This window comes from Bradyrhizobium sp. 35 (genome assembly GCF_023073215.1).
GTDB lineage: Bacteria > Pseudomonadota > Alphaproteobacteria > Rhizobiales > Xanthobacteraceae > Bradyrhizobium > Bradyrhizobium canariense_D.
In genome coordinates this window covers 150428-162479 of sequence record NZ_JADPJC010000160.1, presented here as the reverse complement: position 1 = coordinate 162479, position 12052 = coordinate 150428, and the positions used below count along the sequence as shown (strand labels likewise).

At 63.9% G+C, this 12052-nt stretch carries 12 protein-coding genes; 4 read left to right on the top strand and 8 right to left on the bottom strand.

What is annotated here, in order from left to right; genetic code table 11:
• Positions 1-167 precede the first annotated feature (167 nt).
• Positions 168-581 (bottom strand): rhodanese-like domain-containing protein, encoded by a 414-nt coding sequence (locus IVB36_RS36570; RefSeq protein WP_018454122.1) that lies wholly within the window; start codon positions 579-581, stop codon positions 168-170.
• Positions 582-623: 42 nt separating this feature from the next.
• Complete coding sequence (locus tag IVB36_RS36565) at positions 624-1799, bottom strand: VWA domain-containing protein (RefSeq protein ID WP_018454121.1); 1176 nt, start codon at positions 1797-1799, stop codon at positions 624-626.
• Between the two features lie 248 nt (positions 1800-2047).
• On the opposite strand from IVB36_RS36565, the gene IVB36_RS36560 reads away from it, so the two are divergent.
• A complete protein-coding gene (locus IVB36_RS36560; protein ID WP_007600695.1) occupies positions 2048-2890 on the top strand; it encodes a MoxR family ATPase in 843 nt (280 codons plus the stop codon).
• 408 nt (positions 2891-3298) lie between these two features.
• Here the strand turns inward: IVB36_RS36560 and IVB36_RS36555 are convergent, their stop codons facing one another.
• From IVB36_RS36555 to IVB36_RS36540, 4 genes are all read right to left on the bottom strand, one after another.
• Positions 3299-4945 carry a GMC family oxidoreductase N-terminal domain-containing protein gene (locus IVB36_RS36555; RefSeq protein ID WP_018454119.1) on the bottom strand — a complete coding sequence of 549 codons (1647 nt, stop codon included), beginning with the start codon at positions 4943-4945 and terminating at the stop codon, positions 3299-3301.
• A gap of 16 nt (positions 4946-4961) precedes the next feature.
• Positions 4962-5555 (bottom strand): GNAT family protein, encoded by a 594-nt coding sequence (locus IVB36_RS36550; RefSeq protein WP_018454118.1) that lies wholly within the window; start codon positions 5553-5555, stop codon positions 4962-4964.
• Positions 5556-5672: 117 nt separating this feature from the next.
• A complete protein-coding gene (locus IVB36_RS36545) occupies positions 5673-6599 on the bottom strand; it encodes an SMP-30/gluconolactonase/LRE family protein (RefSeq protein ID WP_085395672.1) in 927 nt (308 codons plus the stop codon).
• Between the two features lie 135 nt (positions 6600-6734).
• Positions 6735-7568, bottom strand: coding sequence for an AraC family transcriptional regulator (locus IVB36_RS36540; protein WP_162496389.1), 834 nt, complete (start codon positions 7566-7568; stop codon positions 6735-6737).
• A 177-nt stretch (positions 7569-7745) separates the two neighbouring features.
• Here IVB36_RS36540 and IVB36_RS36535 point away from each other — a divergent pair, with 177 nt between their 5' ends.
• Positions 7746-8849, top strand: a complete 1104-nt coding sequence (locus IVB36_RS36535; protein WP_085395674.1) for a mandelate racemase/muconate lactonizing enzyme family protein — start codon at positions 7746-7748, stop codon at positions 8847-8849.
• Positions 8850-8858: 9 nt separating this feature from the next.
• On the opposite strand, the gene IVB36_RS36530 is transcribed toward IVB36_RS36535, so the two are convergent.
• On the bottom strand, positions 8859-9215 hold the full coding sequence (locus IVB36_RS36530; protein WP_085395675.1) for a hypothetical protein: 357 nt from the start codon (positions 9213-9215) through the stop codon (positions 8859-8861).
• 182 nt (positions 9216-9397) lie between these two features.
• Here IVB36_RS36530 and IVB36_RS36525 point away from each other — a divergent pair, with 182 nt between their 5' ends.
• Positions 9398-9622 (top strand): hypothetical protein, encoded by a 225-nt coding sequence (locus tag IVB36_RS36525; protein WP_018454113.1) that lies wholly within the window; start codon positions 9398-9400, stop codon positions 9620-9622.
• A gap of 279 nt (positions 9623-9901) precedes the next feature.
• On the opposite strand, the gene IVB36_RS36520 is transcribed toward IVB36_RS36525, so the two are convergent.
• Entirely contained in the window at positions 9902-10558 is a 657-nt protein-coding gene (locus tag IVB36_RS36520) for a glutathione S-transferase family protein (RefSeq protein WP_085395676.1), read from the bottom strand.
• 169 nt (positions 10559-10727) lie between these two features.
• Between IVB36_RS36520 and phaZ the strand changes: the two genes are divergently transcribed.
• Positions 10728-11951 (top strand): polyhydroxyalkanoate depolymerase, encoded by a 1224-nt coding sequence (phaZ, locus tag IVB36_RS36515; protein ID WP_247394792.1) that lies wholly within the window; start codon positions 10728-10730, stop codon positions 11949-11951.
• The last annotated feature ends 101 nt before the right edge of the window (positions 11952-12052 follow it).

The following is a 12052-nucleotide window of genomic DNA, read 5'->3' as shown; positions in this document are numbered from 1 at the left end:
CGCATCCAACTCCGCTGTCATCGCCCGGCCAGTGCGCAATTGCGCACTAGGACCGGGCGATCCAGTATTCCAGAGGCGATTGTAATTGAGCCGAGAGGCCGCGGCGTACTGGATTCCCCGCTTTCGCGGGGAATGACGCCGGAGATTGGAGCGGCAGCGCAGCACCCTCACCCCTTCTTCTTCGGCTCCCACTGTTGGGTCGGCCCGCCGGCGTCGCGCCAGGCGGCGTAGCCGCCCGCGATGTGGGCGACGGGCTTGAGGCCCATGTCCTGCGCAGTCTTGGCGGCGAGCGCAGAGCGCAAGCCGCCGGCGCAATGGAAGACGAACTTCTTGTCCTCCTGGAACACCGGCTTGGCATAAGGGCTCTGCGGATCGATCCAGAATTCGAGCATGCCGCGGGTGCAGGCGAACGCGCCGGGGATGCGGCCGTCGCGCTCGATCTCGCGGGGATCGCGGATGTCGACGATGACGACGTCGCCGTTCTTGGAGATCTCGATGGCGTCTTTGGCGGTGAGCGTCTCGATCTCGGCATTGGCCTCGTCGATCAGAGCCTTGATGCCACGGGTGATGGTCTGGGGCACGTGGTTCTCCCTCTTGTAGTCATTCCCGGCGCGGAGCGCGAGCTAGTGCGTTAATTCCTTCATCGCACCTTCAAGTCCCTCGATCGTGATCGGATACATGCGGTTGGCGAAAATGCGTTTGATGATGGTGGTGGATTCCGAATAGTCCCAGTGCTTCTGTTGCACGGGGTTCAGCCACACCGAATGCGGATAGGTACGGATGATGCGGTCGAGCCAGACCGAGCCGGGCTCCTCGTTGACGTGCTCGACCGAGCCGCCGGGCACCATGATCTCGTAGGGCGACATCGAGGCGTCGCCGACGAACACGATCTTGTAATCGTGCGGGTATTTGTGCAGCACGTCCCAGGTCGGGGTGCGGTCGGTAAAGCGCCGCTTGTTCTGCTTCCACACGCCTTCATAGAGGCAATTGTGGAAGTAGAAATACTCCATGTGCTTGAACTCGCTCTTCGCCGCCGAGAACAACTCCTCGACCTGCTCGATATGCGCGTCCATCGAGCCGCCGATGTCGAAGAACACTAGCAGCTTCACCGCGTTGCGGCGCTCGGGCCGCATGTGCACGTCGAGATAGCCGTGATTGGCGGTCTCGCGGATGGTGGTGTCGAGATCGAGTTCATCCGGCGCGCCGGTGCGCGCGAATTTGCGCAGGCGGCGCAATGCCACCTTGATGTTGCGGATGCCGAGCTCGACATTGCCGTCCAGATCCTTGAACTCGCGCTTGTCCCACACCTTGACGGCGCGGTTGTTGCGGTTCTTGTCCTGGCCGATGCGAATGCCTTCGGGATTGTAACCATGAGCGCCGAACGGCGAGGTGCCGGCGGTGCCGATCCACTTCGAGCCGCCCTGATGACGGCCCTTCTGCTCCTCGAGACGCTTCTTCAGGGTCTCCATGAGCTTGTCCCAGCCCATGGCCTCGATCTGCTTCTTCTCTTCGTCGGTCAGGTATTTCTCGGCGAGCTTCTTCAGCCACTCCTCGGGGATCTCGGCCCCCTCCATGGCGTCGAGCAGGCTTTCCAGCCCCTTGAAGACGGTGCCGAAGACGCGGTCGAACTTGTCGAGGTTGCGCTCGTCCTTCACCAGGGAGGTGCGCGAGAGATAGTAGAAATTCTCGACCGAGTAGTCCGCGAGGTCGGCGTCGAGCGCCTCCATCAGCGTGAGGTATTCGCGCAGCGTCACGGGGACCTGCGCATCGCGCAGAGAAGTGAAGAATTGCAGGAACATGGGTGACAGATTGCCCTTTGGATTGTCGGCGTCAAGGGGCGCCTCGGAGACCCCACCCGACGAGCTCTGGGCAGGATTGTCCGCCAGGCGGGATTGGCGGAGCGATTGTGCTCGTCATCCTTTCGCTGATAAAACGGGTCTGAAAGCCTGACCGAACCAGGAACGGCCGCCACGCGCGGCCGTTCCGTTTGTTGGACCAGGGCCATGAAACTGGCAATTCCTGGGACGACGACCAACAAGGACGCGCGATGAAATTTACCGGCACCAAGGACTATGTTGCGACCGACGATCTCAAGGTCGCGGTCAATGCCTCGATCGTGCTGGAGCGCCCGCTGCTCATCAAGGGCGAGCCCGGCACCGGCAAGACGGTGCTGGCGGAGGAAGTGGCGAAGGCGCTGAACGCCCCGCTTCTGACCTGGCACATCAAGTCCACCACCAAGGCACAGCAAGGCCTCTATGAATACGACGCGGTATCGCGCCTTCGCGACAGCCAGCTTGGCGATGCCCGCGTGTCCGACATCAAGAACTACATCAAGCGCGGCAAGCTGTGGGATGCCTTCACCGCCGAGCAGCGCCCGGTGCTGCTGATCGACGAGATCGACAAGGCCGACATCGAATTCCCAAATGATCTCCTGCTTGAGCTCGACCGCATGGAATTCCACGTCTACGAGACCGGCGAGACGATCAAGGCCAAGCAGCGCCCGATCATGATGATCACCTCCAACAACGAGAAGGAGCTGCCGGACGCGTTCCTGCGCCGCTGCTTCTTCCACTACATCAAGTTCCCCGATGCCGACACCATGACCCGGATCGTCGACGTCCACTTCCCCGGCATCAAGAAGCGGCTGGTCGAGGAAGCCCTGCGCATCTTCTTCGAGGTCCGCGAAGTGCCCGGGTTGAAGAAGAAGCCCTCCACCTCAGAGCTTCTGGACTGGCTCAAACTGCTGCTCAACGAAGACATGAGCGTCGAGCAGTTGCGCGAGCGCGACCCGCGCAAGCTGATCCCACCACTGCACGGTGCGCTGCTCAAGAACGAGCAGGACGTGCATCTGTTCGAGCGATTGGCGTTCCTGAGCCGGAGGGAAGTGTAGGTTCGAGCGCACTCCGCTGCCGCCCCACCTTCCGGTGTCATTCCCCGCGAAGGCGGGGAATCCAGTACGCCGCGGCTTCTCGAATCAATCATAACCGCCTCTGGAATACTGGATCGCCCGGTCAAACCGGGCGATGACACCGAGAGTGTGGCGCACTCTCTCCACCTCGTCATTGCGAGCGCAGCGAAGCAATCCAGGCTGCCTCCGCGGAAAGATCCTGGATTGCATCGCTGCGCTCGCGATGACGGAGCAAGGGTGAGCATCGCCCTCTCCAACTCGCGCTTCAAATCGCGAGGGGCGACCAAGGTCGCGTGAGATGGGCCTCCGGCTCTGCAGCGCACAGCTGCACCGGACGATGCTTCGCATCGCCGGGGAAGCGCAGCGCTGCGTCCGGAGCACGAGACCTTGCTACGCCACCGCCGCATCCGGCACGCGCGCGGCTTCCATCGGCTTCTTGCCGCGGATCAAGTCCGAGGCGCGGTCGGCGATCATCATGGTTGAGGCATTGAGGTTCGCCGAGATCATGCGCGGCATCACGGAGGCATCGATGACGCGGAGACCTTGCAACCCGTGAACGCGGAGCTGATCGTCGACCACCGCCCAGGTGGAATCCGCCGGGCCCATGCGGCAGGTGCAGCCGGGGTGGAAGGTGGTGGTGCCGCGCTCGGTGGCGGCCGCCAAAAACTCGTCGTCGGTATTGACGTTGGGTCCGGGGAAATCCTCGTAGGCGTAATAGGGCGACAGCGGCGCGCTCTTCAAAAGCCTGCGCGCGAGCTTCATGCCGCCGACGATGACCCGGCGGTCGAGCTCGGCGTCAAGATAGTTGGTCTGGATGATCGGCGGCGCAAACGGATCTGCCGAGCGGATGCGGACATAGCCGCGGCTCTCGGGGCGCTGCTGCCAGGACGCCACCGTCATGCCGGGCTCGTCCTCGAGCTGGCCCTGCACGCCTTCCTTGTAGCTCGCCGGTGTGAAGGTGAGCTGGAGGTCGGAGCTCTCCGCACTCTCGCCGGAGTGCCAGAAGCAGTAGACCATGGTCGGCGACAGCGACAGCAGGCCTTTGCGCGCGGTCGCCCATTTCATCGCCTCGACCCAGAGACGCCAGCCGCGGCGGAGCTCGTTGATGGTCCTGATGTCCTTGACGCGCGCGACCGTGCGCGGGGCGTAGTGATCTTGCAGGCCTTCGCCGACCGGAAGCGCGTGACGCACGGCGATGCCGTGGGCCTGCAACAGATCCGGTGAGCCGATGCCGGACAACTGGAGCAGCTGCGGCGAATTATAGGTGCCGCCGGAGAGGATCACTTCCTTGTTGGCGCGGACCTCGACCGGCGTGCCGCCATGACCGCCCTTCATGTAGCGCACGCCGACGGCGCGCTTGCCCTCGAAGATGATCTCGGTCGCATGCGCGTGGGTGCGGACATGCACGTTCGGCCGCTTCATCGCGGGCTTGAGGAAAGCGGTGGCGCCGGAGACGCGCAAGCCCTTGTCGATGGTGCGCTGGCAATAGGAGACGCCTTCCTGGGTCTTGCCGTTGTAGTCGGGGTTGCGCGGAATGCCGAGGCTCACCGCGCCTTCCATGAAGGCTTCGCAAAGCGGATCGCGCCAGTTCATGGTGGTGACGGTGAGATTGCCTTCGCGGCCGCGATAAATGTCCTCGCCCTCGCCGACCCGCTTCTCCAGCCGCCGGAAGTAGGGCAGCACGTCGGCATAGCCCCAGCCGCGATTGCCCATCTGCGCCCAGGTGTCGAAATCCATGCGCTGGCCGCGGTTGTAGATGTGGCCGTTGATCGAGGACGAACCGCCGAGCGTCTTGCCGCGCGGCGCGTAGATGCTGCGGCCGCCGGTCCAGGGTCCGACCTCCTGCTGGTAGGCCCAGTTGATGCTCTTCATGTGGAAGGTCTTGATGAAGCCGGCCGGCAGATGGATGTAGGGATGCCAGTCGCTCGGGCCGGCCTCGAGCACGCAAACGCTGGTCGCAGGGTTTTCGCTCAGCCGGCTGGTGAGCACGCAACCGGCGGAGCCCGCGCCGACGATCACATAATCAAATCTGTCCATGGTGCCTCGGCCGCCTCTAGCGCGGCTTGTCGTTGAGTTGATAATTCAAATGCGTTCGCACCGTAGGCCATTCGGCCGCGGTGATGCTGTAGACCACGGTGTCGCGTAGCGTGCCGTTCGGCGCGACCTGGTGGCTGCGCAGGATGCCGTCCTGCTTGGCGCCCAGGCGCTCGATGGCGCGGCGGCTCTGGTGATTGAAGAAGTGGGTGCGGAATTCCACCGCGATGCAGTCCAGGGTTTCGAAGGCGTGGGTGAGCAGCAGCAATTTGCACTGCGTGTTGAGCGGGCCGCGTTGCGCGCTCTTACCATACCAGGTCGAGCCGATCTCGACGCGGCGGTTGGCCGCATCGATGTTCATGTAGGTCGTCATGCCCACGATCTTGCCGCTGCCATCGAATACGGTGAAGGGGAGCATCGAGCCGGCGGCCTGAAGACCGAGCCGGCGGTCGATTTCCTTGCCCATGTTGTCCGGCGTCGGGATTGCGGTGTACCAGATGGTGGAGAGCTCACCATCCTTCACGGCCTCGCTCAGCCCCTCGCGGTGCTGATGCGACAGCGGCTCCAGAGCGGCATGCTGTCCGCGCAGGGTGATGGGATCAGGCCAGGGCATTTGAAACTCTCTCCTTTGTCATTGCGAGGAGCGAAGCGACGAAGCAATCCAGACTGTCACCGCGGACGCATTCCTGGATTGCTTCGCTTCGGTTGCAATGATGGTCACTAGCACCGTTTACTTGTTAAGGAAATTCAACGGCAAACCGCTGCGCGGCCAGTCCATGGCGATCAGCTCGCCCTTGCCGGAGAGGGTGATGTAGGCGGTCTTCAGCTCGGGGCCGCCGAAGGCGATGTTGGTGGTGACGCGGTCGCCGGTCGGGATCTGCTCGACCAGCGTGCCATCGGGCGCGATCACCGAGATGCAGCCGGAGACGAGGGTGGCGACGCAGACATTGCCGTTGGCTTCGACCGCCAGCGAATCGAACATCTGGTAGCCGCCGAGGCCGCAGATCGGTTTGCCCCGCTCGCCGCGATAGATCGCGTCGCGCGGCTTGAGCGTGCCGGGCGCGGAGAGCTCGTAGGCCCAGAGCCGGCCCGTCGGCGTCTCCGCGATGTAGACGGTGGTCTCGTCCGGCGAGAGGCCGATGCCGTTCGCCGGCAACACGCCGTGGACGACCTCGACGATCTCCTTCATGCCGGGCTTGAGATAGTACATGCCGCCGACGTCCATCTCGCGCGCGCGGCGCTTGCCGAGATCGGAGAACCAGAGGCCGCCCTGCTTGTCGAACACCAGATCGTTCGGCCCGCGCAGATCGTGCTCGGCGCATCTGGTCACGACGGTTTCGATCTGGCCGGATTGCAGATCGACGCGCTGGATCGAGCCGCCGAGATAGCCGTCGGGCTGCGGACCCGGCATGATCATGTTGCGGGTCGGGATCCAGGAGAAGCCGCCATTGTTGCAGATGTAGATCTTGCCGTCGGGGCCGAGGGCTGCGCCGTTCGGGCCGCCCGGAATCTTCGCGACGACCTCCTTGCGCCCGTCGGGATGGATTCGGGTCAGGCGCTGGCCGCGGATTTCCACCAGCACGACCGAGCCGTCCGGCATCACGACCGGCCCTTCGGGAAATTCGAGGTCGGTGGCGAGAACGCGGACGTTGGACATGTGGGGACCCTCCCGGCTGCTTGTTATGACTTGCGCGGGATGTCCGGCACGGGCCCCACACGCAAGATTGCCTGCGGTTATGACAAAGTCACCGGGGCTTGCCAAGCAAGCCGGATGGTATGCCAGCGTTGCGCGCTAATCTCGCACGGGTATCCAAATCTCCAGGCCGCCATTGCCGGTGGCGGGATCGAATTTCTCGTCGTAGCGCTCGAAGTTCGGCGCATCGGCAGCCTTCAGGCCGGAGGCCGGCAGCCACTGATTCCAGATCGCGTTGACGGTGCGCCTGATCGAGGCGACGTGGTCGGTGTGGGTGAACACCGCATAGCGCTGCTCGGGGATGCGGATACGGCCGAAGGGGCGCGGCAGTTCGGAGAAATCGGCGACCTCGACGCCGGCAATGTAGTCGAAATTGCCGGCATCGTCGCCGTTGCAGCAGACGCCATAGGCGACCGGTCCAACGCGCGCGGGAATGTCGGCGACCTCCTGGTGGAAGCGCTGCCACAGTCCAGGAATGGCCGCGCCGTTGTCGCAGGAGATGCGCTCGCTGATGCCTGCGACGAGGAAGGCCTTTGTGGTTTCGAAGCGCGGGTTGGCGAGTTTGTCCGAGATGGTTGAATCCATGAGGATCGGCTCCTGAAGCTTGAGATGGCCGGTGCATTGCGCGGCGCGCACCGCTTCGGGCGTGGTGCCGAACTGGTCGCGGAACGCGCGGGTGAATGCTTCGTGCGAGCCGTAATCGGCCTCCAGCGCCAGCGACAGGATGTCCGGCGCGCCATTCGCAAGACTGCGCGCCGCTTCGCTCAGCCGCCGCGCGCGCACGTACCGCATCACCGGCAGGCCGGTGGCTACGGCAAACGCGCGCACGATGTGGAACCGCGACACGCCCGATATCGCAGCGATCTCGTCGAGCGTCATCGGCTCGGCCAGATGGCTCTCGACATACCAGAGCGCGCGCTGGGCTGGGTTCATGGCGTTTCTCGTTCGAAGCGCGACCATGATGCACGGAAGTCCGCGGGTTTCGCTTGATCGGCGTTGCGGTCCCGCAGGAGGATAACGCCGGAACAGCCACTGGCAACGTCCGGGCGTTCATGGCTACACTCGGGACGTCCTTGAAACCGCTCACAAGAAAGCAGGAGGAACCGCGTCATGAAAATCACCGATGTGCGGGCGCACCATATCCGCATCCCCTATGACGCTGGTGTCGCGAGCTTCCGTCAGGGCGCCTCCGCCATCACCGCCCTCGACATGGTGATCCTCGAGGTCACCACCGACGCCGGGCTCACCGGCTGGGGCGATGCCTTCGCCTATGTCTGCCCCCGCACCACGCGCAGTGCCGTCGAGGAAATGATCGCACCACAAGCCCATGGGCTGCAGGTTCCCGATGCCGCCGGCATCCCCGCGGTGATGGACCAGATCCAGCGCAATCTGCATCTGTTCGGCCGTTACGGCATCACCATGTTCGCGATCTCCGGGCTCGACATCGCGCTGTGGGACCTCGCCGCCAAGATCGAGGGCGTGCCGCTGAACCGCCTGCTCGGCGACACCAGGCGCTCGGCCATTCCGGCCTATGCGAGCCTGTTGCGGATCGGTTCGCCCGACAACATCGCCGCCGAATGCAAGAAGGCGCTCGCACTCGGCTATGGCGCCATCAAGCTGCACGAGACCACGGCGCCGGCGGTGTTTGCCGCGCGCGCGGCGATCGGGCCCGGCATTCCGCTGATGGTGGACATGAACTGCCCGCTGTCAGGCGAGCAGGCGGTCGCGTTCGCCAGGACATGCGGGGACGCGCAGCCGATGTTCCTGGAAGAGCCGGTCTGGCCGCCGGAGGATTTTGCGGCGCTCGCCGAGGTCCGCAGCAAGGGCGGGCTCGGCGTCGCCGCCGGCGAGAACGCCTGCACGGAATATCAATTCCGCCAGATGATGGAGGCGGGCGCGGTCAGCCACGCCCAGCCGTCGGTGATCAAGGTCGGCGGCATCACGGAATTTCTGAAGGTTGCGGCGCTCGCGGATCGGCAAGACGTCAAGATCGTTCCGCACTCCCCGTATTTCGGCCCCGGCCTGCTGGCGACCTTGCATCTCCTGGCGGGGCGCGACGACGGGTTGGTCGAGATGTTTTACCTGAAGCGCGAGGCCTGCCTCTGGGGCGGCCGCGCCGATGTCGATGCCACCGGCCATGTCGCGGTGCCGACCGGACCTGGGCTCGGCTATGAGCCCGCCCGCAGCGTCATGGAGCGATATCGCGTCGCCTGAGCGCGGCGCCTATTTCGCCGCATCCTTCGGCGGCGGCGCATCCTGTTTCTTCTTCACATCCTCCGCGGTCTTCGCCTGCGCGGCCTGGAGATCGCCGAGCATCTTCTGCAAGCCGGCCACGGTCGTCTTCAACGCATCGATCTGGCGAGCCGCGGCGTCCAGCTTCTGCTGGTGATCGAGGTTGAACTTGGTGATCGTCTTCTGGAGGAAGTCGACGTTGCTCTGGAGGCAGCTGGTGCGGCGCTCCATGGTCTTCTCGACGGTGCAGATCTCGATACCGGGCACGTCCTGCGCGCGGACCGGCACAATCGCCAGCGTAGCGAGCAGCAACATCGCGAAACAAACGACGGCGCTTCGAAGCAGCATACAGGTTCCTTGTCAAATCAATCACGGCAATGTGCGCTTTTTGCACGCAGCCTGTCGAGGCTACCACACTCGCACCGCATTCTCGCGTTGAGCTTGCGGCTGTTCCCTCGCACGGGGAGCGATGATCTGCACGCGGAGGAAATGGGCACTCTTTCCGCGGCTTTGTTTAAGGGAGTTTTTTGATGGCAACGCGCGACAGACGACTGGCGGAATTCGACGGCGCCGGAGAACCGCCGCCCGGCCTTGCAGTCGAAGTGCTGTGCGAGGACCACAGCGGAACGTATCAGCTGCCGTTCGCCTGCCGCTATATCGAGGGACGCTGGCAGAACCACGCGGCCGGCGTCGCAGTTGAAGCAACCGTCATCGGCTGGCGCGTCCCGCGCATGAAGCATTCGGGCGTGGCCTGAGCACTGATTTCTGTCTCAAAATGCAACGGGGCCGCGTCCCGGCTTTAACCTTCGGAACGCGGCCCGAACGAATCACGTCCGAATCAGCCGTAGCGCCCCGTACGCGCCTGTTCACGGCTAGATGTCGCAACCGGCCAGCGCGCGCATACAATATCTGCACAGCGCGTGAGCGGGCTCAGCCCACCACGGGCGTCAAACGTTAACGCCTTCAATGACATGACCGCGGGGTGCGGCGGTTGGATGCTCGCTCCCAAAACAGGCAGATGGCACCCGGCCTGCCTAATATTCGACCTCGAGCTCCTCGATCTCGGCCGGCTCATCCCGTGCCGCCGCGATCCATTCCTTCATCTCCGGCATGGCGATGATGGTATCGGCATAGGCTTGCAGCTGTGGCTCGAGCTTGACGTTATAGGTCACGAAGCGCGTCACCACCGGGGCGTACATCGCGTCAGCCATGGTGCGGGTCTCGCCGAACAGGAAGGGGCCGCCCGATTTGTCCAGGCAGTCGCGCCAGATCGCCCAGACGCGATCGATGTCGGCCTGCGCGCGCGACCAGATCTTGAAGCCGGGGAAGTGCCCCTTCAGATTGACCGGCAGCGAGGCGCGCAAGGTGGTGAAGCCGGAATGGATTTCGCCGCAGATCGAGCGGCAATGCGCGCGCTGAACGCGATCCGCGGGCAGCAGCCCGGCATCCGGCATCGCCTCGTTGAGATATTCGGCGATCGCCAGCGTATCCCAGACGATCGCGCCGTCGTGCCGCAGGCACGGCACCAGGATCGACGACGACAATAGCAGGATTTCGGCACGCGCCGACGCGTCGTCCGGCGCGGTGACGATCTCATCGAAATCGAGCCCGGAAAATTTCGTCAGCAGCCAGCCACGCAGCGACCAGGACGAATAGTTCTTGCTGCTGATGGTCAGTGTCGCCTTCGCCATATGGCCTTCCCTCACGCCTAAGACTTGCACCCGCCTGGACTGCGGGAGTGCGCACCGCCTGTGCTTCCCGCCAAAAGAGCAGCAAGCGACGTGCCAATCTTGAGGACGGCCCATCTCCGGTTTGGCTCCGATATTGCATAGCAGCACGGGGACAGGTGGGCGTTTCAGTATGATGTCGATGTATTATCAGGCCTTTCAGAACCATATGGACCTGACGGCGCCGTGGCGGTCGGGGGCTTCGTCCGCACTCAAATTCCTCAATCTGGTGCCGCAGGGCTTATCGGATCAGGTCGTCGGCCGGCTGTCGGCCGCGCTGGAGTTGATCTCCCGCTCCACCTTCACCTATCACCGCCCCGCCTACGGCATCGACAGCGTCATGGTCGGCAATCGCGAGGTCGCCGTAACCGAGGAGATCGCTTACGCGACCCCGTTCGGCTCGCTGCTGCGTTTCAAGAAGGAAGGCGTGGGCGAGCAGCCGCGCATGCTCCTGGTGGCGCCGATGTCCGGCCATTTTTCGACGCTGCTGCGCGGCACCGTGAAGACGCTGCTGCAGGATCACGACGTCTACATCACCGACTGGCACAATCCACGCGACATTCCCCGCAGCGAGGGCCGTTTCGGGCTCGACGACTACACCGAGCATCTCATCGACTTCCTCGGCCAATTAGGCCCCCGCCCGCATATGGTCGCGATCTGCCAGCCCTCGGTCTCCGCACTCGCGGCCGCCGCGATCATGTGCGAGGGCAACCATCCTTCGCGGCCGGCGACGCTGACGCTGATGGCCGGCCCGATCGACACGCGCATCCAGCCGACGAGGGTCAACGAATTCGCCAAGAGCAGGCCAATCGACTGGTTCGAGCAGAACCTGATCAACTACGTGCCGATGCAGTGCCGCGGTGCCCTGCGGAAAGTCTATCCCGGCTTCGTGCAGCTCACCGCCTTCGTCTCGATGAATCTCGAGCGCCATATCAAGCAGCACATCGATCTCGCCGATCACATCGCCAAGGGCGAGAAGGAGAAGGCGGCCAGCATCAAGACCTTCTACGACGAATATTTCGCCGTGATGGACCTGCCCGCGGAATTCTACATCGAGACCGTGCGAGACGTGTTCCAGGAGCATCTTCTGCCCCAGGGCAAGCTGATGCATCGGGGACGTCCGGTGAACACCAAGGCCGTCAGCCGCATGGGGCTGATGACGGTCGAGGGCGAGAAGGACGACATCTGCTCGATCGGCCAGACGCTGGCCGCGCAAGACCTCTGCACCGGCGTACGCGCCTACCGCCGCGTCCACCACATGCAGGCCGGCGTCGGCCATTACGGCGTGTTCTCGGGCAAACGCTGGAACAACGAGATCTACCCGCTCTTGCGGGATTTCGTGCACGTGAATTCGTAACCCGTCAGCCCCTGGCCCGTACGTCACGTGCGAACCTCAACGCGCAATTGCAGTGAGGCGACCGGAGATGGGTCAGGATCGAGACGTCTCTCCTGACCAAA